Source organism: Streptomyces sp. NPDC033131, assembly GCF_055578365.1.
In genome coordinates, this window is the sequence record NZ_JBVIPA010000006.1 from 194,634 (window position 1) to 215,480 (window position 20,847).

The 20,847-nt window shown below is 69.0% G+C and carries 19 protein-coding genes and 2 pseudogenes; 10 read left to right on the forward strand and 11 right to left on the reverse strand.

Annotated elements, in window-relative coordinates; all coding sequences use genetic code 11:
• Together ACZ5XS_RS11235 and ACZ5XS_RS11240 are read right to left on the reverse strand one after the other, a co-directional pair.
• Positions 1-630: a DUF2617 family protein gene (locus tag ACZ5XS_RS11235; protein WP_468649996.1), complete on the reverse strand. Its 630-nt coding sequence runs from the start codon at positions 628-630 to the stop codon at positions 1-3.
• A gap of 405 nt (positions 631-1,035) precedes the next feature.
• Positions 1,036-1,383, reverse strand: coding sequence for a hypothetical protein (locus ACZ5XS_RS11240; protein ID WP_468649998.1), 348 nt, complete (start codon positions 1,381-1,383; stop codon positions 1,036-1,038).
• A gap of 194 nt (positions 1,384-1,577) precedes the next feature.
• Here ACZ5XS_RS11240 and ACZ5XS_RS11245 point away from each other — a divergent pair.
• Positions 1,578-1,697 (forward strand): annotated as a pseudogene (locus ACZ5XS_RS11245) (GntR family transcriptional regulator); the annotation flags it as partial.
• On the forward strand, positions 1,694-2,368 hold the full coding sequence (locus ACZ5XS_RS11250) for a YdcF family protein (protein ID WP_468650000.1): 675 nt from the start codon (positions 1,694-1,696) through the stop codon (positions 2,366-2,368). The pseudogene ACZ5XS_RS11245 and the gene ACZ5XS_RS11250, both read left to right, overlap by 4 nt.
• Positions 2,369-4,172: 1,804 nt before the next feature.
• Here the strand turns inward: ACZ5XS_RS11250 and ACZ5XS_RS11255 are convergent.
• The 3 genes from ACZ5XS_RS11255 to ACZ5XS_RS11265 form a co-directional block, all read right to left on the reverse strand.
• A complete protein-coding gene (locus ACZ5XS_RS11255) occupies positions 4,173-4,640 on the reverse strand; it encodes an Ig-like domain-containing protein (protein ID WP_468650002.1) in 468 nt (155 codons plus the stop codon).
• Positions 4,641-4,971: 331 nt separating this feature from the next.
• Positions 4,972-6,027 carry an IPT/TIG domain-containing protein gene (locus ACZ5XS_RS11260; protein ID WP_468650004.1) on the reverse strand — a complete coding sequence of 352 codons (1,056 nt, stop codon included), beginning with the start codon at positions 6,025-6,027 and terminating at the stop codon, positions 4,972-4,974.
• Between the two features lie 206 nt (positions 6,028-6,233).
• On the reverse strand, positions 6,234-6,977 hold the full coding sequence (locus tag ACZ5XS_RS11265) for an IPT/TIG domain-containing protein (protein WP_468650006.1): 744 nt from the start codon (positions 6,975-6,977) through the stop codon (positions 6,234-6,236).
• A 673-nt stretch (positions 6,978-7,650) separates the two neighbouring features.
• Between ACZ5XS_RS11265 and ACZ5XS_RS11270 the strand changes: the two genes are divergently transcribed.
• On the forward strand, positions 7,651-8,967 hold the full coding sequence (locus tag ACZ5XS_RS11270; protein ID WP_468650008.1) for an ice-binding family protein: 1,317 nt from the start codon (positions 7,651-7,653) through the stop codon (positions 8,965-8,967).
• Between the two features lie 572 nt (positions 8,968-9,539).
• Entirely contained in the window at positions 9,540-10,742 is a 1,203-nt protein-coding gene (locus ACZ5XS_RS11275; RefSeq protein WP_468650010.1) for a pyridoxal phosphate-dependent aminotransferase, read from the forward strand.
• Between the two features lie 17 nt (positions 10,743-10,759).
• Here the strand turns inward: ACZ5XS_RS11275 and ACZ5XS_RS11280 are convergent, their stop codons facing one another.
• Entirely contained in the window at positions 10,760-11,110 is a 351-nt protein-coding gene (locus ACZ5XS_RS11280) for a hypothetical protein (RefSeq protein ID WP_468650012.1), read from the reverse strand.
• Positions 11,107-11,592: a prevent-host-death family protein gene (locus ACZ5XS_RS11285; protein WP_468650014.1), complete on the reverse strand. Its 486-nt coding sequence runs from the start codon at positions 11,590-11,592 to the stop codon at positions 11,107-11,109. Before ACZ5XS_RS11285 ends, ACZ5XS_RS11280 begins: the two co-directional genes overlap by 4 nt.
• A gap of 81 nt (positions 11,593-11,673) precedes the next feature.
• Between ACZ5XS_RS11285 and ACZ5XS_RS11290 the strand changes: the two are divergent.
• From ACZ5XS_RS11290 to ACZ5XS_RS11300, 3 genes and pseudogenes are all read left to right on the forward strand, one after another.
• Positions 11,674-12,112: pseudogene (locus tag ACZ5XS_RS11290) on the forward strand (aminotransferase class I/II-fold pyridoxal phosphate-dependent enzyme); the annotation flags it as partial.
• A 185-nt stretch (positions 12,113-12,297) separates the two neighbouring features.
• Entirely contained in the window at positions 12,298-12,555 is a 258-nt protein-coding gene (locus ACZ5XS_RS11295; protein WP_468650016.1) for a hypothetical protein, read from the forward strand.
• Positions 12,556-12,590: 35 nt separating this feature from the next.
• On the forward strand, positions 12,591-12,932 hold the full coding sequence (locus ACZ5XS_RS11300) for a PIN domain-containing protein (RefSeq protein ID WP_468650189.1): 342 nt from the start codon (positions 12,591-12,593) through the stop codon (positions 12,930-12,932).
• Between the two features lie 34 nt (positions 12,933-12,966).
• On the opposite strand, the gene ACZ5XS_RS11305 is transcribed toward ACZ5XS_RS11300, so the two are convergent.
• Entirely contained in the window at positions 12,967-13,854 is an 888-nt protein-coding gene (locus ACZ5XS_RS11305; protein ID WP_468650018.1) for a hypothetical protein, read from the reverse strand.
• A 618-nt stretch (positions 13,855-14,472) separates the two neighbouring features.
• Positions 14,473-15,000: a YbjN domain-containing protein gene (locus ACZ5XS_RS11310; protein WP_217242834.1), complete on the reverse strand. Its 528-nt coding sequence runs from the start codon at positions 14,998-15,000 to the stop codon at positions 14,473-14,475.
• A gap of 165 nt (positions 15,001-15,165) precedes the next feature.
• Between ACZ5XS_RS11310 and ACZ5XS_RS11315 the strand changes: the two genes are divergently transcribed.
• Positions 15,166-15,657 carry a hypothetical protein gene (locus ACZ5XS_RS11315; RefSeq protein ID WP_468650020.1) on the forward strand — a complete coding sequence of 164 codons (492 nt, stop codon included), beginning with the start codon at positions 15,166-15,168 and terminating at the stop codon, positions 15,655-15,657.
• Between the two features lie 117 nt (positions 15,658-15,774).
• On the opposite strand, the gene clpB is transcribed toward ACZ5XS_RS11315, so the two are convergent.
• Positions 15,775-18,372, reverse strand: coding sequence for an ATP-dependent chaperone ClpB (clpB, locus tag ACZ5XS_RS11320; protein WP_468650022.1), 2,598 nt, complete (start codon positions 18,370-18,372; stop codon positions 15,775-15,777).
• Between the two features lie 131 nt (positions 18,373-18,503).
• Here clpB and ACZ5XS_RS11325 point away from each other — a divergent pair, with 131 nt between their 5' ends.
• Positions 18,504-18,917 carry a pyridoxamine 5'-phosphate oxidase family protein gene (locus ACZ5XS_RS11325; RefSeq protein WP_468650024.1) on the forward strand — a complete coding sequence of 138 codons (414 nt, stop codon included), beginning with the start codon at positions 18,504-18,506 and terminating at the stop codon, positions 18,915-18,917.
• Positions 18,918-19,160: 243 nt separating this feature from the next.
• Here ACZ5XS_RS11325 and ACZ5XS_RS11330 read toward each other — a convergent pair whose 3' ends face one another.
• Positions 19,161-19,496, reverse strand: a complete 336-nt coding sequence (locus ACZ5XS_RS11330) for a Rieske (2Fe-2S) protein (protein WP_217242838.1) — start codon at positions 19,494-19,496, stop codon at positions 19,161-19,163.
• 402 nt (positions 19,497-19,898) lie between these two features.
• On the opposite strand from ACZ5XS_RS11330, the gene ACZ5XS_RS11335 reads away from it, so the two are divergent.
• Entirely contained in the window at positions 19,899-20,843 is a 945-nt protein-coding gene (locus ACZ5XS_RS11335; protein WP_468650190.1) for a helix-turn-helix transcriptional regulator, read from the forward strand.
• The last annotated feature ends 4 nt before the right edge of the window (positions 20,844-20,847 follow it).

The following is a 20,847-nucleotide window of genomic DNA, read 5'->3' on the forward strand; positions in this document are numbered from 1 at the left end:
TCAGTTGAGCACCCGGGGGTTTGAATCCTGCCGAGACCCCGCCGGCACCCTGCCGGCATCCTGCTGTGCTCCTCGGACGCCGGACGGGCCGGAATGGGCCTGACGTGGCCCGGACTTGGCCGCAGGCGCTCTCATCCCCACCCGCGTCCTGGTCGCCACCAACTGCCCGTCCTGCGGGTACGCATGCCAGGTCCGCCAGTGCACGTGCCCGTCGTGGCGCTGGGCCAGCAGCGCCGTGAAGGCGTGCGGGTTGCCGGGGAAGACGCCCGCGAGGCCGTTCGGATGGTCGGCCACCAGGGCCAGCAACTCCTGGGCGCGGCCCGCGAAGGAACCGGGCGAGAGGACCTCGACCCGGGCCGCGAACTCGTAGTCCCAGTCGCCCACCCGCTTGGCCACGCCCAGCGGGAGCGGTGTGCTGCTGCCCGAGATGCACGCCACCGTCTCCGAACAACTGCCCCGCTCCTCCTCCATGAGCACCTGGTGGGATGCGCCGAGGAGTCGCAACTGAAGCTTGGTGCCCGCCAGTTCGAGGTCGAGCGTGGCCAGGGCGGGGAGCGGTTCGCGCCCCAGGGCCCACGCGAGGTCGGCCGCGCGCGTGTCGGTGTAGGAGGTCTTCAGAGTCGTGAGCATGGGTCGGCTCCGCTAGCACGCAAAGAAAGGGAGGTGTGGGTCCGGCGCACCCCGGTCGGCACCGGGGATTCGGCCCGGTCGGCCCAGTCGGAGTGTGGGGGTCGGGTGTCCGCGGGATGTCCGAGGGCCGGGTTGGCGTTTTAGAGGGAATCATGAACTGTGGTGGCGCCACAGTGTTTTTACCCAACTTCGTGCGGTTTCCATCCCCTAGAGGGCTCCACAGCTCAACTGTTCAACCAGGGCGTGCGCCGGGGCGGTCAGGGCGTGCGCGGGGTTGCTGTGGTATCGGCCGGGAGCCGGACACAGCAGCGGGGGCGTGCAGTCCGATCCAGATACGGACTCCACGCCCCCGCGTCCCCCCGATGCGGATGCGGTACCCCCTTCCGGGAGCTCAGCTGCCCCGTGTCAGCTGCCTCCCCCGCATCCGCCACCACCGCCGCAGGACGACGAGGACCCGCCACCGCAGGACGACGACGACCCGCTGCCGCAGGAGTGGCCGCCGGACGAGCCGCCGTCGTGGCGCGAGTCGCTGTCGGACGATCCCGAGCCGCCGTCACCGGTGGCGACGCCGCCGGCGACCCACCAGCTCGCGTCGCTGCCGCTGCTGCTGTGGTGGTTGGTGCCGCTCGACGACCGGCGACCCCCACCGCGGCCCGCCGGCCGTACCGCGCCGCGTCGGCGACTGTTGCCGACGGCGACGAAGACCCCGACAAGAACGAAGCAGACGATCGCCAGGATGATGCCGATGACCATGGCGCCACCCTCCTTCCGATTCCCCCGAAGCGGCCCCCCGTGGGCGCCTCGCTTGGTGCGTGCCGTGGAGATGCCCCTCCGCCACTCCCACCAAAGCAGAGTTGAGGAAGCTCAGAGGGTTCTCTTCGGGCAGCGGCCCCTGACCCGACCAGAAGGGCAGGTCAGAGGCCGTCCGTACCTCACTGGGCCGTCTGTGGGCCGCTGATGGCACGGTGATTGCGTTCGCGGTGGGCATTCACTCGGCTTCTCGCTTCGCGTGGGAGTACGACTTCAAGGTTCCCGATTCGGCGCAGGACCGGAAGGAGCAGGAATGATCTCGGCACAGGCATGGGCGGACGCTCGACTCCTGTGGGACCACCACTTCATGCACCATGACGCCCGGCCGTGTTCGGTCGCCGTGGGACTGGGCAGTCACGACCTCGGAGTGGCTGACGTGGCAGCGGGGCTGTACCACCAGGGCATGGCGCCGGCCATCGTCTTCACGGGGGCCACCAGTCCCACGACCCGGGCGCGCATGCCGCGCGGCGAGGCTGTCCACTACCGAGAGCGGGCGTTGCAGCTGGGGGTGCCCGATTCCGCGGTACTCCTGGAACCGCGCGCCACCAACACGGGCGAGAACATCGAGTTCACGAAGGCGGTGCTGGCAGAGGCCGGCATCAAGGTCTCGTCCGTCCTGCTCGTGAGCAAGCCGTACGAAGAGCGACGCTCGTACGGCATGATGCGGAAGCTCTGGCCCGAGGTCGAAGTGGTGTGTGCGTCCACGCCGATGGGCTTGGAGGAGTACGCCGACTCCATCGGAGACGCTCGCATGGTGATCGACATGATCGTGGGCGCCCTGCAACGCGTGCTCGTCTTCCCAAGGTTGGGCCTGGCCATCGAGCAGGACGTGCCAGCCACCGTCACAGCCGCCTTCGAGCGGCTGTGCGCCGAAGGCTTCACCAGCCGACTCATGCCGACTGACGTTGATGCCCGCCCCGGCACGTGATGCCAGGGCGGGCAGCAGCCCTCTAACTTCATTCCGCACTTTCCCTGACCGGTTTGCGGTTGCTGGGCCGTGTGTCCCTACGTCGATTCACACGTGCGATGTGGGGGCCAAGGCCTCGCTGACGTGCGATGGCGCGGACCTCATCGTCGGCTACCTCCCCAAGCTGGGTCCCCTCAGTGGGCGACCTTCTGCGGGAGAGTCAACCCGGTGCCCACTTGGCGCGTGCCGCAGGCTCCGAGACTCGTGCTCTGTCAGTGACGTAACCGATGGCCGGTCCCACACGACTGCGGGCGTGTAAAGGGGCAGGTCAATCCCGGACTCGATCGGCGCGACCGACGGCCAGTCCTCCTCGATTGCAGGTGTGGGGAGGGGCAGATCAACCCCGGACTCGAACGGCGCAACCGCCCGGTCCGGGCGGGGGCGGGCAGCGGGCGGGAGCGCCCCAGGGCGATCGTGCGGAGGAGGGGCGGGCTGGCGTGGCGATGGGGGCGTCGCTTCAGATAGTCCTGGAGGTGCGGCTGCCGTGGTGGGTGATGCCTGACGGGGCGTGTTGGTGTCTGCGGAGCGTCGCCGGCCGGTGTCTGCGGGCGGTGCCTGGTGGGGTGTACCGGCGCGTCCGTGACTGGTACCTCCCGGTGGTGCCTGACCGGGGCCTCCCCGGCCAGGGCCCCCACGACCGGCACCTCCCGGCGACGCCTGACCAGGACCTCCCCGGCCAGGGCCCCCACGACCGGCACCTCCCGGCGACGCCTGACCAGGGTCCGCGGGCGGTGCCTGGCGCGGTGAACCGGCACCCCCACGGCCGGTGCCTATATGAACAGACCCACCTTCCTTCGCCTCAAGGACCTTGATCCAGAATTTCGGTCGATAGGCCAAGTGTCCTACCCATGTGCTTTCCCCCCGAGGTAGGACATCGGAGAGGCTGGGAAAGGGGATAGTGACACGCCCACCGGACTGCGCCAACAACTTACGGATTTTGACTAGGGGACGGAAATTCACCTTTTTGATCACATGCATGAAGGGGGGCTCGCTGTTGTTCGCGCTCTGCCCGGCACCGTCGGCGACAGCTACTCGGAGGCCGTGCTGAGGATCGCTCCGCCGGTCGGTGAGTTCTGATGCGGACGAATCGCCGTAGAGAGTCGCGAGTAGACCGCTGATCGCCAGGAAGACTCCCGTGACGCTGGCGACTTTGTCCGCTTGATCGAGACCGACATGGATCAGATAAATAGACAATGCGGCGGTCGCCGAAAGCGCCAGCGCTGCTCCCAGGATGCGGACTACGCGTCGGGTCATATCCGCAGAGTCAGCGAAAGTGCGCTCGAAGGCAAGAGCCCTTGTGGGCGTTGCTTCTTTAGAGGCATGTGAGGGAAAAGCGCCTGGTGGAGCGCCTTAAAGGGCAGGCGCATGCTGGCTTAAACCATCGTGAATGACATTTTCTCTGCGAGAGCTAATCGTGCCCCGTTCATCGGAACTCACCCCTAGCCTCGATCTTTCGTGACGGTCTGCCGACGGAGTTGGCAGACCGTTTCGCGCTCTGTGTCTGATGGTGGACAGGCCGACTGCCCGCCTGTCGCGTCGGGTGGGCGCCGGGTTCGACGACGTCCCGCCGCCCGAGCCGAACGCCGCCGACAGGCCGGCGACGCTCGGGGCGTGACCGCGAGGTTGGCCCTTGCCTGCGGTGACCGTGAGTGGACGTCATGTTGCTGTGCTCGCTGCGGGTGGGAAGGTGTCCGGCGTAGCGTCCTGCGTAGCAGGAGAGAACGCGTGACCGTGCCGGGCCGGTGCCGCTGAGCCGTCAGGGAAGTCAGTGCACTTCGATGTTGTTGTTGATGTCACCGACCGTGAAATTGATCAGGCCGCCGCAGGCGAGTAGGCAGAACCCGTTCGCAGGTGGCGTGGGGGGGACGGGTGCGGGGGCCGCTGAGACCACGACGGCGGTCGTGTTGCTCGAAGCGAAGCAGTTTTCGTTCCCGTTGTATGCGGCCGTGATTGTGTGAGTGCCGGTGGTCGTGAAGGAGGTCGTGTGCTCCGCTTGTCCGTTCGCGCCGACGGGCACGGTGTTCAGGATGTCGCCGCCGTCGAAGAACGTCACGCCGAGACCTCCAGTGGGGTCGGCCGCGCAGGTGACGGTCGCGGTCAGTGTCACGGGTACCCCGACGTTTGCTGCTGGGGGTGACGCTGTGACCGTCGTCGTCGAGTTGACAGCTGCCGCTGCCGGTGAAGCGAGGCCCACTACGGCGGCCAGCGCCAGGATGGTGCCGGTCTTCCACATTCTTCGGCCTTGCCAACGTCTCACGGTTTCGGCTCCTTGATCGATCCGGGCGGAGGTCCGCCATGACTGGTCGGGAGCGTCACGTTACGCCGCAGGTTCTCGCATTCCTGGGAGGCTTGGGCCCAGTCAACCCGCTTGGGCCAGAGGCGTGGCGGGGCGGGGAGCACGGTTTCGCGGATTCACGGACGGTGATGCGCAACGGTCCCTTTGTCTGTCGGCAGACTCGCCCGGCGTCGAAGCATTCGCGCCCGAACCAGAAACGAAAACCGGCGAAGAGCCTCCGGGGTAATGGGTCGGCACCCGTGTCGTCCAAGCGGTCTGGAGTGCCGATCTAGATCGAGGGAGAGGCGACACGTGTGTAGGTGAGGGAGTTGCTGGTGCCGCCGATCGTGGTCACGTTGACGGAAACAGGGCCGGGTGCGCCCGCTGGGGCGGTCGCCGCAACCGTGGTGTCGGACAGCACGTTGAAGGCCGCGGGTGCGGCACCGAAGTGGATGGCGGTCGTGGTGGTCAGACCGCTGCCGGTGAGAGTGACGCCGGCTCCGGCGTCGGTGGGCCCCTGGGCGGGGGTGAGGGAGCCGAGGACCGGTGGAGTCACGTAGGTGTAGATGACGGAGTTGCTGATGCCGCCCGGGCCTGTGACGGTCACGGCTACGGAGCCCGCTCCTGCGGGGGTGACGGCGGTGATCCGGGTGGGTGAGTTGACGGTGTAGCTGGTGGCGGGTGTGCTGCCGAAGGTGACTGCCGTGGCCCCGGTGAGGTCGGCCCCGGTGAGGATGACGGTGGTGGCGCCCGAAGACGGTCCCTGGCTCGGCGACACGGTGGTGACGGTGGGCGCGTTGAGGTAGAAGAAGTAGACGGGACCGGTCGTACCGCCGGGCGTGGTGACGGTGATGGGTACGGCGCTTGTCCCTGCGGGGGTGACGGCGGTGATCTGGGTGGGTGAGTTGACGGTGTAGCTGGTGGCGGGTGTGCTGCCGAAGGTGACTGCCGTGGCCCCGGTGAGGCCGGTCCCGGTGAGGATGACGGTGGTGCCGCCCGAAGACGGACCCTGGCTCGGCGAGGCTGCGGTTAGAGAGGGTTGTGCCGCGTAGGTATAGGGGACCGAGTTGCTGCTTCCGCCGGGCGTTTTGACGGTCACGGCAACGGTGCCGGTTCCGGACGGGGCTACTGCGGTGATCTGCGTGGGAGAGTTGACCGTGTAGCCGAGGGCCGCTTTGGTGCCGAACATGACGGCGGTGATTCCGACGAAGCCGCTGCCGTTCAGGACGACGTTGTTGCTGCCTGCCGCAGGGCCCGTGCTGGGTACGACCGAGGTGAGAACGGGAACGGCGGCGATGACGGCGGTGGGCCGGACCGCTCCCGCCGCGGGGGCGCTGTCTTTCACGGTGTCTCCGTAGAGTGTCGGGCGGGCCCGGGAGGGCCGAGGAGAGAGCTGACGGGCTTGCCCTGCCCCTGCCTCTTGGCGGGCGGGCGGGCCCCCGGCCCGGGTGGGGTTTCCGGGCCGGGGGCTTGGGGGCGGACGGGCCCTGAGGGGCTATGGCGTCCGCTCCGGACGGGCCGGCCGCTGACGGGCCGGCCGCTGAGGGGCGGTCAGATGCCGGGGCCGGCGATGTAGGTGAACGCGTCCGCGAGGATGGCGCTGCCTGCGTCGTTGGTCACGACGACGTCGACGGGACCGCCGGTGCCGGGAGGCGTGACGGCCGACAGCGAGGTGTCGGAGATCACGGTGAAGGGTGCCGGGTTGCCGTCGAAGGTGACCTGGTTGGTGCTGGTGAAGCCGGTGCCGGTCAGGGTAACCGCGGTGCCTCCGGACTCCGGTCCCTGCGTCGGGACGACCGCCGTCACCGTCGGGGCGGCGACATAGGTGTACGAGAGCCCGTTGTTGGTGCCGCCGGCCGTGGTGACGCTGACGCCGACCGACCCGGCCGCGCCGGCCGGTGCGACGACCGTGAGCTGACTGTCGGACACCACCGTCGGCACCGCGGTGTTGGCACCGAAGGAGACGCTGGTGGCACTGGAGAATCCGGTGCCGTTGATGGTGATGGTGTCGCCGCCCGCGGTCGACCCGAAGGCCGGGCTGAGGGACTGCTTGAACGGCGCCCCGACGTAGTAGAACGGGATCGGGTTGCTCGTCCCTCCCGGGGTGGTCACGGTGACGCCGACCGCTCCGGTGCCGGAGGGGGAGACGGCGGTGACCTGGGTGGGCGAGACGTTGGTGACGGAGGTGGCGAGTCGCGTACCGAAGCGCACGGCTGTGGTGCCGGTGAGGTTGCTGCCGGTGATCGTGACGAGTGTGCCGCCGCCGCTGGATCCCTGGTTCGGGCTGATAGGCATGAGTGTTCCTCCTCGCTCGGAATGCGGTACATTGCCGAGCAGTGATGGGGCGTTCAGTCCGCTTACGTCCCGGATGAGGGCGAGCCTGCTCTCGTGTCCACTGGCCAAGTGGCATCTCGATGGCCTTGCGCCGATGCCCGGTCGACGGTCTGCAGCCGTCGGCGCTGCGCGCAGGGCCTTTCGAGAAGTACAGCCCGGCAGGCGTCAGTTGCCGCCTGATCAGGGGGCTTGCCCGTGTCTGTTTGCGGACTCGAATGCCGCTGATACTGACACGAGAATCAACCCAGCAGAGTGACAGGCCGACAAGGCTTTCGTCGCAGAATCAGCCGTTCAGGTGAGCGCCACGGCGTGAAAACGGGGCACATCGGCGGCGTATTGCTGACGATCTGCTTATATGCCAATTCGTTGCAGCATCCGAGATTGTTGCGGTGGCGAAGCCACGGGCCCGGGGAACGTCGCACTCTGCCACGGAAGCAGTCGCCGCGCGGCACGCGGTGTCGGCTGGATACGCGCCTGCGAACACGTACCTCATTCGGGTGACATATGCCCTCAACTCTTGTCAGGTGCGTGGGCCAGTGGGCTACTCCGAAGAGGGGAACCACTGCGGTCATCGGTGCAGGGACCGGCCGACGACGCAGCCCGCCGATCGGCCGACAGACTCAGGGAGCGCCCCATGGCGGTCATACCGAATCAAGGATCCACGGGTGGGGGCGACGCGGTGACGCTCACCGGCCGCCATTTCACCGGCACCACCAGCGTGCTCTACGACTCCCGCCGGGCTGCGAGTTTCACGGTGCTCAGCGACTCCGCCACCGCCACCGTCACCCCCTCCGGCCACGGCGCCGTTCCGGTCTCGGTCACCACCCCCGGCGGAACGGGCGTCGTCGGCAGTTTCTACTATCTGCCGCCACCCTTCTTCCGCCTCCTTCCGCCACCCGCCGGCCCCTTGGCCGGCGGCAACACGGTGACCCCCACAGGCCTCGGCCTCTACACCACGTACGAGGTCCTCTTCGGTGCGCAGGCCGCCGCCTTCACCGTCGACTCCGACGGTCAACTCACCGTCACCGTCCCTGCGGCTGCCTCCGCAGGTCCGGTCACGATCACCGTACGAACCAGGGGCGGAACCGCCGGTGGGGTCGTCTACACCTATCTCGACTCGCCGTCCATCACTGCCATCACCCCGGACAAAGGGCCGGTGGACGGGGGCAATCTCGTCGTCATCACCGGAACCGCCTTCTCCTACACCACTGGCGTCACCTTCGGTGGCACGCCCGCCCTGTCCTGGCGGATCGCCTCCGACACAGAGATCCACGCCCTGCTCCCGGCGGGAGAACTCGGCCCGGTCGACGTCTCCGTCATCACTCTCGGCGGCACCGTGACCGCTTCGGACACCTACACCTATCTGGGACGCTTCGCGGTGCTGGGCGGCGCGTCGGTCACCAACACCGGTCCCTCCGAAGTCACCGGGGATCTCGGGGCGAGCCCGGGAACCTCCGTCACCGGATTCCCGCCCGGTCAGGTTCACGGCACCATCCACATCACTGACGCTGACGCCCTTCAGGCTCACGCCGATCTCATCGCCACCTACGACACTGCCGCCGCCCAGCTCCCGAACGCCGGCCTTTCCGGAGACCTCGGCGGCCTGACGCTGGCTCCCGGCGTCTACAACGCCCCCACGTCCCTCGCTCTTACCGGCACGCTCACCCTGGACGCCCAGGGCGACCGCAACGCCGAATGGGTTCTCCAAATCGGATCCACGTTGACCACGGCAACGGCCAGCCGCGTGCTCCTCATCAACGGCGCCACGGCCAGGAACGTGATCTGGCAAATCGGAAGCTCAGCCACTCTTGGCACCGACACCGCCTTCGCGGGAAGGATCCTGGCCCTGACATCCATCACCGTGAACGCCGGCGTAACCATCCAGGGACAGGCCCTGGCCATCAACGGCTCGGTCACCCTCGACACCAACACCATCACCCGCCCCTGGTAATGACCACGCCTGCCCGGGTGCCCGCCGCAGGCACGTCACTCTCGGGCTGCACCACTGCCCCACTGAGGCTGGAGCAGGCGGATGCTGTGCCAGGAAACACGTCACGGCTTCGCAGTCGGCTGAGCAGCCTGGGCAAACACGCGCGACAGCCGCTCTCGACACTGACAGGCGGGTAGGACCGGCTCCTCTCCTTCACCCGGGAAGTGTCTCTTCCGCTACCACGAACTGGGCCCTCAGCAGGTCCTATCCTTGCAGCTCAGAGGTACTTTACGCTTTCTCGACCACCTGCTGGACGGCAGCCCTCGTGAAAGCCCGAGGCTAGAGGCCGGGGGCTGCACAAGTGATGCTGGCGAGCGGCGATCTCCCGCCCGAGCCGGTCCGCCTGCGCCCGCCGGTTGCGCTTTGCCGGGCTGGCCGTCTGTGGGCCGTCCGAGGGCCGTCCGAGGGCGGCCAACGACGACAGGTGACGACAGTCGATGACAGCCCTCGCCCGCTCAGAGACGGTGCCTCGGCCACCGGCACAGGTCTCACCCCCGAAGGTGAGTTGAGGAACTCCAGAGCTTGGGCGGAGGATGGCCGGCATGACCTCCAGCGCACGCCCCCTCCTCAACCGTCGGCTCGCCGAGTTCGGGACGACCATCTTCGCCGAGATGTCCGCCCTCGCCCTGAAGACCGGGGCGATCAACCTGGGCCAGGGTTTCCCCGACACGGACGGGCCCGAGGAGATCAGGGAGGCGGCCGTACGGGCGCTGCGCGACGGCCGCGGCAACCAGTACCCGCCGGGCCCGGGCGTCCCGGAGCTGCGTACGGCGATCACCGCCCACCAGGAACGCCGGTACGGCCTGTCGTACGACCCCGACACGGAGGTACTGGTCACGGCCGGCGCCACCGAGGCCATCGCCGCCGCGCTGCTCGCGCTGGTCGAGCCCGGTGACGAGGTCGTCGCCCTGGAGCCGTACTACGACTCGTACGCGGCCTGCATCGCGATGGCGGGCGGCACGCGCGTGCCGGTGACGCTGCGCCCGCACGTCGACGAGGAGGGCGCCACCTTCCGCCTCGACCTCGACGAACTGCGCGCCGCCGTCACCGACCGCACCCGGCTGCTGCTGATCAACACCCCGCACAACCCGACCGGTACCGTCCTCACCCGCCAGGAGCTCACCGCGATCGCCGAGCTGGCCGTCGAGCGCGATCTCCTCGTGGTGACGGACGAGGTGTACGAGCACCTGGTCTTCGGCGAGGCCGAGCACGTGCCGCTGGCGACCTTCCCGGGGATGCGCGAGCGGACGGTGTCGATCGGCTCGGCCGGCAAGACGTTCTCGTTCACCGGCTGGAAGGTGGGCTGGATTACGGCGCCCCGGGAACTCGTCTCGGCCGTCCGCTCGGCCAAGCAGTACCTCACGTACGTCGCCTCCGGGCCCTTCCAGTACGCCGTGGCCGAGGCCCTGCGCCTGCCCGATTCGTACTTCGACGAGTTCCGCGCCGACATGCGCGCCAAGCGGGACCTGCTCGCGGGCGGCCTGGAGCGGGCGGGCTTCAAGGTCTTCCGCCCGGCCGGCACGTACTTCATCACCACCGACATCCGCCCCCTCGGCGAGACCGACGGCTTCGCGTTCTGCCGCGCCCTGCCCGAACGCTGCGGAGTGGCGGCGATCCCCAACGCGGTCTTCTATGACCACCGCGAGCAAGGCGCGCCCTTCGTACGATTCGCGTTCTGCAAGCGGGCAAGCGTACTGGAGGAGGCCGCGCGCCGCCTCAAGACACTGGGCGCATAGGGCCCTGGGCCGTTGGGCTATTCAGTGTCCTTCGGGTGTCGCGGGGAGGCGTACACCAGGATCACAGTCGAGGTGTCCGGGCTGACCAGGTAGCGGACCCGGCCGCCGCTGGTGATCTCGTACTCCCACTGCTCCAAGTCGGAGCCCTTCCATTCCCTGGTGGCGTGCCTGCCGCGGAGCTGGTGCTGGCGGTTCCAGTTGGCCCGCGACAGCGGGTCTGTGCGAAGGGCTTCCAGGCAGCGATGCGCGTTCGGCAACGCCACCCGGCACAGCTCCTCCCAACCGGTCGCGGCCTCCGTCGTCCCGTGGATGACGTTCCAGCCACTCAGCGGAGGGACGCTGACCCGATCGCCTTTCTTCGGGCTCACCCGTGCACCTCGACCGTGCCGAGGTCGACGTCACCGAGCGGGCGGAGTGCTTCCCTGAGCTGGTCAGGGTCAGCGTTGATGCGGGCAGTTGCCCGCCACGAGACGATCGCTCGGTGCACAGCCTCCCTGGCACCCAGCTCAGCGGCGTCGGACAGCGCTTCCAGGAGCTCGACGGTGAATTCCCGGACTTCTTCATCGTCCAGGTGACGCACCCACGGGAACACCTCGGGCAGCGCGAGCAGAAGCGACCTGGCGCCACCGTCCTGCTTCATCAGGGCAAGGAACAGCCGGGACGCCGTGGTCAGGTTCTCCTCGCTGCGCTCTGCGTGTATGGCCGTGGTCAGCACCATGTCGGGCGCGTCTCGGTGCGTGACACGCAGACATCCCAGGGCGGCTGCCCTCGCGGCGACCGCCTTCGGGTTCCGGGACAGATCGGTGAACGAGACGGATTCCGATTCGGATACCGAGTGCACGATACTCATACTCAGAGCGTACTCTGACTACACTCTGATTTCTATGCGAGACGGCAGCCAGCCAGGAAGAAATGGGTGCGTGAACACGGAGTGGGCTGGGTGACGGCCGCTCCGGGGCTGGTCAACGCGGTGCGCTCGGCGAAGCAGTACCTGACGTACGTCGCGTCGGGGCCCTTCCAGCACGCCGTCGCCGAGGCGCTGGCGCTTCCCGACAGCTACTTCGCCGCCTTCCGCGACGACATGCTGGTCAAGCGGGACCTGCTGGCCACGGGCCTCACGGAGGCGGGCTTCCAGGTGTTCCGGCCCGCGGGCACCTACTTCATCACCACCCGACATCCGCCCCCTCGGCGAGAAGGACGGCTTCGCCTTCTGCCGCGCGCTGCCCGAACGGGCGGGCGTCGTCGCCATCCCGAACGCCGTCTTCTACGACCACCGGGAGGCGGGCGCGCCCTTCGTCCGCTTCGCGTTCTGCAAGCAGGCGAGTGTGCTTGAGGAGGCGGCGGCCCGGCTCAAGACGCTGGCGGGCTGAGACGGACCGCACAGAAAGCAGGCGCCCGCCCACGGACGCCCGCTCCTGGAAGTGGTTCGCAGAAGCCGCTCATGTCACGGGAGCAGGCTTCCGCGGACGGCCGCATGCCGGTCGGGCTACAGTGATGCTGAAGGGTACGGGTACGTACCCGTACCCGTGACGGTAAGTGCAAGGGAACCCGCATCATGTCTGACGCCAACGTCCGTATCCCCGCCGATGCCCGCGACCGACTTGCCGAGATAGCTGCTGGTGAGGGGCTTTCCCTCCGCTCCTACCTGGCCCGGCTCGCCGAGACCCTGCTCACCCCGGCGGAGCGGGCCGAGCGGGCGGAGAAAGCACGGGCCGTGCTGCGGGAGTGGAACGGCTACGACCCCGACGAGCATGAGCAGGCCGAGCTGGACGCCGAGCTGGACCGCCGTATGGCCGAGGCGGGTGCCTCGTGACCCGTGATGTGCATGTGTTCCTCGACGAGAGCGCGATGGTGGCCGCTGGACGGGGTAACGCCCTGGCCTCCCGACTGATCCATCGCACTCACGCCGAGCCGGGCTGGTTCCTCTACGCCGCCACGTGCGCCCTCGTCGAGGCCGACCGGGCCCGGCCGGGCACCGCGGAGCACATTGCCGCCCTGCCTGGCATCAACATCGTCGACCTGGACCTGCCGGCCGCCCTGTCGGCGGCCCGCGCGACCACGTGGGCCGACGCGCACACTCTCTACGCCGCCCAGCCCAGCCCCGACCGACCGGATGGCGGGGTGATCGCGACAACCAGGCCGCACACGTGGAAGGAACAGCCGGTGCGCACCCTGGACCTCAGCCCCTGAACTCAGGCGGCAAGGCACGCCTCGAGCCACCGGCTCAGCCGGCCGCACGGAGACCGTCCTCGGACCGGCAATCCCGGCAACGGCCGGGTTCCGCCGAGCGGAACCCGCGGTCGCAGCCGTCGCAGTTCCGCATGGGTGCGATCGCCGGACGTACCGCGGGTGCTGCGCCTCTGGCCGGTGCGGGCAGCGGCGTCTCCTTGAGCCGGTAGGCGAGGATGCCGACCGGGCGGACCAGGAGGTCGTCCGGGAGTCTTGCGGTGAGTTGGTCCGTGATCTGTGTGGGCAGGAGGCCCGCCGCGAGCCACCGCGTGACGGCCGGGGCGAGGCGGGCGGCTTCCCGCGCGGACAGGACAAGGCGGGGGTCGACCCTGCGCAGGGCGGTCAGTACGGCGACGGCCTGTGGGTCGGCGTCGGCAAGCTGGATCGGTGTCTCCGCCTCGGCCTGGACGGGCGCGGCCACCATCTCCTCCACCCTCGCGGACGCGGGCGTGACCATTGTGGCGGCGGACTGCTTTCGGCTCCGACGAGGCGCGGGCGGCTCGGGAGGCCCGTCCGGGTCCGGACCCGGGCCACCGCCGGGTACGTCGTAGAAGTACGTTCGGGTACGGACCTGCCCGGCGGGCGTTCGCTCGCGGCGGCGCTCCAGGTATCCGGCCGCTTCCAAGTCCCTGAGCGCCCGCGAGATGAGGATCTCCCCCTCGCTGAAGTGCTCGCACAGGGCGGTGATGGTCACGGAGGAGCCGTCGGGCAGCGAGGAGATGTACGCCGCGACGCCGACCGTGACCGCACTGCCGCGCCGCTGGGCGAGGGCGTTGGAGATCACCGTGAAGTCGGCCGTCAGCCGAGTACGTACGTGGATCACGCCGGAGGTCGGAGCTCCGGCGTCGGCGCGCAGGCGCGCGTTAGACTGCGGGTCAGCCATCGGGAAGTCGTTCTCTTCCTGATCGGTCAGGCCCTCGATCGGGATTGCCGTCCCGGCCGGGGGCCGTATCTGTTTGCGGTTGTCGCGGCGAACGTAACCGCCCGTATCCCGCCCCTGCAAGCCGGTCACTCGGACGGGTGACGCGGGCTTCCTGGCGGGGAGGGTGGGTGGGCGGGTAGTTCTTTCTCCCGGTTCTTTCAGGAGGTCAGTGGCCCGCCGGACCCTCGCGGACAAGGTCCCGGTGAGCCCGGAACGCGGACGGCGACCGGCGCCCGGCCGCCTCAGGGACGGGGGTGCCCGGCCTTCAACTCGTCTGTGAAGGCGGTCCAGGAGGCGGCCTCGAAGCAGAGCCCCGGACCGTGCGGGACCCGATTCACCCGATTCAAGTGACATGAGCGGGGGCGGAGTTGCCGCCTGCAGCCGACCGTAGGCCAGCGCGAACTCCCTGACCCCGTCCGGAAGTTTCGTGCGCGCCCTCCGTGGAGGCGATCTGCACGGCGAGAGCCCGGCCCTGGCACGCGACCGTGGGGGTCGGCGCCCTGGCCGGGCTCTCTTTCGCCGCTACGGCGCTTCGGCGCGGCGCTACGGCGGTGCAGGCCGTTACAGGCCCGGGGGGACCTACTCGTCCTCTTCGGGCTTCTCCGCGTCGTTGACCTCCTGCTCGAGGCCCAGCTGCTCGACGAGCCACTTGTCGAACTCGATGGCGGCCCGCACCCAGCTGACCGTGGAGGACACGAAGTGCTCCAGGCTGACGCCGGTGCCGATGAGCATCTGCGCCTCGCCGATCAGACGGACGGTGCCGTCGTCATGCGTGTGCGTGTAGACCTTGGGCCACAGGGTGCGCCGGTTCCAGTCGTCGATGGACTCCAGCAGCAGGGGCTTCTCGTCGATCTTGTGGGGGCGGTCGTAGAACGTCCGCACCGAGAAGACCTGCTGGTCTCCCTCACCACGGAACATGAAGTACGTGCGGAACTGCTCCCACGGCGCCGCGAGGTCACCCTCGTCGTCGACGACATACTTCAGCTCCATCTGGTCGAGGAGCTGCTTCACGAGGTCCTGATCCGGGACGACGGGGCCCGCCGGAGCTGACGGCTGCGGCTCGGGCTGGCCCCCGAAGTTCGGAATCGAGGACGGGTCGATGGTCACCGTGATTTTCCCTTCGTACGGATCCTGCCATCCTCCCCCATGCGGGGAGGGGGGTGGCAAGCCCAGGCGAGTCTGTGAGCCTCGGGCTGACATGATCCGGTCAGCGGGAAGCAGGGAGCAGGCGCAGCAAGCAGGTACTGACCGGTACCCGACGGAGGGGAATTCATGACGCGGAGCGGCGACGAACCCGTGACGGAGCCGAGGACGCCCGGCAGAACCCGCTGGGGCGTGTTCACGGCGATCATGGCGTTACCGGCCCTGCTGGTGACGGGAGCGCTCGTGCTGCTCGGCCTGTGGCTGTTCACGGACGACACCGTACGAACGGGGATCGAGAAGGCGCCCTGCGCCGAGGCGCTGGCCTTCGGCGGGGCGGAACTGCCCTCCGGCGCGGACGACACCGTCTGCGAGGTGCAGTCCGGCATCGACACCCGCTACGACGCCCGCTTCCGCATGCCCCGCGACGAGGTGCGGGACTGGCTGGCGGCCACGTACCTGGGCGGGCCCGAGCCGCGGACGTCGCAGTGCGACGAGGCCACGGCCGACCTCTGCCTGAACCTGGGCCCCGGGGAGTCCGGCGGCCACGGCGCCGTACAGGTGGACATCACTCACGACGGGCCGTACTGGTCCCGGGTGCGGTTCGTGGCGTTCACGCTGTGACCGTGACCGTGACCGTGACCGCCGTGACCTGACCCGGGCGGGGGCCGTGGATACCGGCGTCCCCGCCCGTGTCGTCCGTCCGCTCACACCGCGACGAAGGGCCGTGACAGTGCCTTGTCAGAGCGTCTTGTCCGTCGACGGCCCGACGATCAGGCCCTCCCCGAACACGTCCACCCGGACCGTGTCGCCGTCCTTGACCTCGCCGGAGAGGATCTCCTTGGCGAGACGGTCGCCGATGGCGGTCTGCACGAGGCGGCGCAGCGGGCGGGCGCCGTAGGCCGGGTCCATGCCCTCGGTCGCGAGCCAGACCAGGGCCTCGTCGCTGACCTCGAGGGTGAGGCGGCGTTCGGCCAGCCGCTGGGTGAGGTGGCCGATCTGGAGGCGGGCGATCCGGCTCAGCTCGTCCTTCGACAGGGCCGAGAAGACGACCAGGTCGTCGAGCCGGTTCAGGAACTCCGGCTTGAAGGAGGACCGGACCACCTCCAGCACCTGCTCCTTCTTCTCCGCCTCGCTCCTGATCGGGTCGACCAGGAACTGGCTGCCCAGGTTGGAGGTGAGGACCAGGATGGTGTTGCGGAAGTCCACCGTCCGGCCCTGGCCGTCCGTCAGGCGGCCGTCGTCCAGCACCTGGAGGAGGATGTCGAAGACCTCCGGGTGTGCCTTCTCGACCTCGTCGAGCAGGACGACGCTGTACGGCCGGCGCCGCACCGCCTCCGTGAGCTGGCCGCCCTCCTCGTAGCCGACGTAGCCGGGGGGCGCGCCGACGAGCCGCGACACGGTGTGCTTCTCGCCGTACTCGCTCATGTCGATGCGGACCATGGCCCGCTCGTCGTCGAAGAGGAAGTCGGCGAGTGCCTTGGCGAGTTCGGTCTTGCCGACGCCGGTGGGGCCGAGGAAGAGGAACGAGCCGGTGGGGCGGTCGGGGTCCGCGATGCCGGCCCGGCTGCGCCGTACGGCGTCCGACACGGCCTGCACGGCCTCCGTCTGGCCGATGAGGCGACGGCCCAGCTCCTCCTCCATGCGCAGGAGTTTCTGTGTCTCGCCCTCCAGGAGGCGCCCGGCGGGGATGCCGGTCCAGGCGGCCACGGTGTCGGCGATGTCGTCGGCGCCGACCTCCTCCTTGACCATGGTGTCCTTGGCGGCCTCCTCCTCGGCCTGCGAGGCGGCTTCCAAGTCCCGTTCCAGGGTGGGGATCTCGCCGTACAGCAGCATGGAGGCGGTGTCGAAGTCGCCGTCGCGCTGGGCTCGTTCGGCCTGTCCGCGCAGTTCGTCGAGCTTCTCCTTCAGCTCACCGACGCGGTTGAGGGACTGCTTCTCCTTCTCCCAGCGGGCGGTCAGGCCGCGCAGTTCCTCCTCCTTGTCGGCGAGATCGCGGCGCAGCCGCTCCAGGCGCTCGCGCGAGGCCGGGTCGGTCTCCTTGACCAGCGCGAGCTCCTCCATCTTCAGCCGGTCGACGGCGCGCTGGAGTTCGTCGATCTCCAGGGGCGAGGAGTCGATCTCCATGCGGAGGCGGGAGGCCGCCTCGTCGACCAGGTCGATGGCCTTGTCGGGCAGGAAGCGGGAGGTGATGTACCGGTCGGAGAGGGTCGCGGCCGCGACCAGCGCGCTGTCCGCGATCACCACCTTGTGGTGGGCCTCGTAGCGCCCCTTGAGGCCGCGCAGGATGGCGATGGTGTCCTCGACGCTCGGCTCGGCGACCAGCACCTGCTGGAAGCGGCGCTCCAGCGCCGGGTCCTTCTCGATGCGCTCGCGGTACTCGTCCAGGGTCGTGGCGCCGACCATGCGCAGCTCACCGCGGGCGAGCATGGGCTTGAGCATGTTCCCGGCGTCCATCGAGGAGTCCCCGCCGGCGCCGGCGCCCACGACGGTGTGCAGTTCGTCGATGAAGGTGATGATCTGCCCGTCGGAGTCCTTGATCTCCGCGAGGACGGTCTTCAGCCGCTCCTCGAACTCGCCGCGGTACTTGGCCCCGGCCACCATGGCGCTGACGTCGAGCGCGACGAGCCGCTTGTTCTTGAGGGACTCGGGCACGTCGCCCTTCACGATCCGCTGGGCGAGCCCCTCGACCACGGCGGTCTTGCCGACGCCGGGCTCGCCGATGAGCACGGGGTTGTTCTTGGTCCGCCGGGACAGCACCTGCACCACCCGGCGGATCTCCTGGTCCCGCCCGATGACGGGATCGAGCTTGCCTTCCCGCGCGGCGGCGGTGAAGTCGGTCCCGAACTTCTCCAGGGCCTTGTACTGGCCCTCGGGATCGGCGGTGGTCACGCGGCGTCCTCCCCTTGCCTTCTGGAAGGCCTCCGACAGCTTCTTCGCGGTGGCCCCCTGCCCGGAGAGTACGTCGCCGGCCGGGCCGCCCTTCGCGGCGATGCCGATGAGCAGGTGCTCGGTGGAGAGGTATTCGTCCCCGAGGTCCCTGGCCCGCTCCTGGGCGTCGGCGATCACGGCGAGCAGCTCGCGGTTGGGCTGCGGGGGCGCGACGGTGGACCCGGTCACGCTGGGCAGCGACGCGATCGCCTTCTCCGCGCCGGCCCGCACGGCGGCCTGGTCGGCGTCGACGGCGGCCAGCAGATCGACGATGTTCTCGTTGTCCTGCCCCTGGAGCAGGGCAAGGAGCAGGTGGGCCGGGGTGAGGTCGGGGTGTCCCTCGGTCACGGCCCGGTTACCGGCCGCGTTGATGGCGTCCCGGCTCCGGTTGGTCAGCTCGGCGTCCACGTTCGCTGTCTCCTCCTCCTGGCGTCCTTGCGTCAGCCGTCCCGTCACACTGACTCAATCAACGTACACAAACTTGAGTCTATTCCACTCAAGGTGGCCACGGGGAGGCTCCGGGCGACTAGGTTCGCCTCATGGCCGCACATCCCCAGGACCCGGGTGCCCCGGACGCGTCATACCTCAGCTTCTGGCGCGAACGGCACCTGTGCACGCTGACGACATCCCGCCCCGACGGCAGCCCGCACGTGGTGCCGGTCGGAGTGACATACGACCCCGAGAGCCGACTCGCTCGGGTGATCGCGGACCGGGCAAGCACGAAAGTGCGCAACGTCCTGGCGGCGGGGCCGGCGGGCGCCCGGGTCGCGGTCTGCCAGGTCGCCGGCCGCCGCTGGGCCACCCTGGAGGGCCGGGCGTTCGTGCGCACGGGTCCGGAAGAGGTCGCGGAGGCGGAGCGCCGCTACGAGGAGCGCTACGGACACCCACCGCGCCCGAACCCGACGCGCGTGGCGATCGAGATCCGGCTGACGCGGGCGATGGGGCGGGGCTGAGAAGGCCGCGAGGCCGAAAAGGACCGGGCCAAGCTGGCTCCGGAGGCCCTGGAGACCCGCCAGGACCCGCGCAGAGTCGCCGGGACCCGCACCGCACGCAATATCGATCAGTTTCAGCCACTCACCGATTCGTCCGATACCCGGAAATGTCCGCAAACTGCAGCGGCGTCACCGTGTTCAGGTCACGGTGACGCCGCTGCGGGGGGAAGCACCTGCGCGATCTGTTACGACGGGGGAATCGCGTCAGGCACTGCGGGGGGTGGCTGAGATGGTTCGTTGGGGCGGAGCGTCCTGCTCCACCAGTCGATGGTCCCGCTGGTCCAGGTTCACAAAGATCATTCCGTACCGGATGGCACACCGCACGGGCTGCGGCGCACCCCGGGGCCGCCGCAGGCACCGATAGGCCCGTACGTCCTCGTCCTCGTCCCGCGTCACGACGACCGGCTCACCGAAGACGGTCACCATCAACGAGTCACCGGCGTGGGGGATCGCGGTGACCAGGTCGATGAAGTGCCATCCCGAGCGGTAGGCGGTGGCCATTTCGCGGCGGAAGGAGCGGTCGTCGGGTGGAGTGGTCATGACTCGGCGGCCCAGGTGCTGTCGTCCATGCCCCATGTGCTGTCGGCCGGGGCGTCGGACGCCACCACCACCCACGTACTGTCGCCGGGCGGGGCGGCAGCCGCGGCACGCGTGCTCCAGGCGCTGTCCGTCGGGACGTCGCTCCTGGTCTCCGCAAGGCCACTCAGCGTCCCGAAAGCCACAACAGCGGAGAAGGCGGCGGCAAGCGCCGAGCGAAGCATTCTCTTATGCATAGTCGGCTTCGTCCTCATTTGAAGGTCACCTCTCCCCCGTCGACTACGACGATGGCGCATTTGGGCACGTCATGGCCACACAATCGATGCATCATGTTCCTGCACGTTCAGGACCCTGGGGGGTGGAGATTTGACAACAAGCGCGACTAAGCGGACACATCCTCACGCGCTGACCGCTCTGTGCGAGGAGGGTCGCCGTCTCTATGAGAACGCTCTCCGCACCGGACGCATCGCCCGTGCGGACGTCGAGCCCGCTCCGTGCTTGATGGAGTTCGCCCTCCTTCATCCCGATCCGGACGACGCGAACTGGCTGCGCCCCGTGCCTCCGTCGATCGCCCTGGCCCAGCGGCTCAACCCGATCGAGCACGAGATCACTCAGCGCCGGCGCGAGTCGATCCAACTCGCCGACGCTTTCGAGCCGTTCATGGCCCTCAGCGCCCAGGCGACGGCGTCCACGCACTCCATCACGGTGCTGGAGGGCATCGACCGGATCAACGCGGCGCTCGACCTGGCCACCGCCCAATGCCACACCGAGATGCTCACGGTCCAGCCGAGCCGCCGCCGGCTCGAGCACACCCTTGCCCAAGGGCTGGAGCGTGACAGGCCGTTGATCGAACGAGGCTGCCGCATCCGGACCCTCTACCAGCACACCGCCCGCCACAGTCCTGAGACGCTGGCCTACGTTGCCCGGTTCTCCGACGGCAAGGTCGAATACCGCACCATCGACGAACTGGTGGAGCGGCTGATCATCTGCGACGAGACCGTGGCCTTCATCCCGACGCGTGACGACGGGCAGGTCGCCCTCGAACTGCGTCACCCCGGGCTCGTCCGCTACCTGATCAAGGTCTTCGAGTTCATGTGGGGCCGCGCGGTTCCGCTGAGCGCCGGCGCACCCTACGAAACCGCCCCCGACGGCATCACGGACATCCAGCACTCCATCGCCAAGCTCCTCATCGAGGGCCATGTCGACGAGGCCATAGCCCGACGCCTGGGGATGAACGTCCGCACGTGCCGCGCTCACATCGCCAAACTCGCCTCGGCCCTCGGCAGCGGGAGCCGCGCCCAACTCGGCTTCCTCATAGCGCAGTCGGGCATTTTGCAGCAGGATGCCTGACTCC

Coding starts and splice junctions, on each gene's coding strand:
- ACZ5XS_RS11235 (WP_468649996.1), bottom strand. CDS start 630: ATGCTCACGACTCTGAAGACCTCCTACACCGACACGCGCGCGGCCGAC.
- ACZ5XS_RS11240 (WP_468649998.1), bottom strand. CDS start 1,383: ATGGTCATCGGCATCATCCTGGCGATCGTCTGCTTCGTTCTTGTCGGG.
- ACZ5XS_RS11250 (WP_468650000.1), top strand. CDS start 1,694: ATGATCTCGGCACAGGCATGGGCGGACGCTCGACTCCTGTGGGACCAC.
- ACZ5XS_RS11255 (WP_468650002.1), bottom strand. CDS start 4,640: ATGTGGAAGACCGGCACCATCCTGGCGCTGGCCGCCGTAGTGGGCCTC.
- ACZ5XS_RS11265 (WP_468650006.1), bottom strand. CDS start 6,977: ATGCCTATCAGCCCGAACCAGGGATCCAGCGGCGGCGGCACACTCGTC.
- ACZ5XS_RS11270 (WP_468650008.1), top strand. CDS start 7,651: ATGGCGGTCATACCGAATCAAGGATCCACGGGTGGGGGCGACGCGGTG.
- ACZ5XS_RS11275 (WP_468650010.1), top strand. CDS start 9,540: ATGGCCGGCATGACCTCCAGCGCACGCCCCCTCCTCAACCGTCGGCTC.
- ACZ5XS_RS11285 (WP_468650014.1), bottom strand. CDS start 11,592: ATGAGTATCGTGCACTCGGTATCCGAATCGGAATCCGTCTCGTTCACC.
- ACZ5XS_RS11295 (WP_468650016.1), top strand. CDS start 12,298: ATGTCTGACGCCAACGTCCGTATCCCCGCCGATGCCCGCGACCGACTT.
- ACZ5XS_RS11300 (WP_468650189.1), top strand. CDS start 12,591: ATGGTGGCCGCTGGACGGGGTAACGCCCTGGCCTCCCGACTGATCCAT.
- ACZ5XS_RS11305 (WP_468650018.1), bottom strand. CDS start 13,854: ATGGCTGACCCGCAGTCTAACGCGCGCCTGCGCGCCGACGCCGGAGCT.
- ACZ5XS_RS11315 (WP_468650020.1), top strand. CDS start 15,166: ATGACGCGGAGCGGCGACGAACCCGTGACGGAGCCGAGGACGCCCGGC.
- ACZ5XS_RS11325 (WP_468650024.1), top strand. CDS start 18,504: ATGGCCGCACATCCCCAGGACCCGGGTGCCCCGGACGCGTCATACCTC.
- ACZ5XS_RS11330 (WP_217242838.1), bottom strand. CDS start 19,496: ATGACCACTCCACCCGACGACCGCTCCTTCCGCCGCGAAATGGCCACC.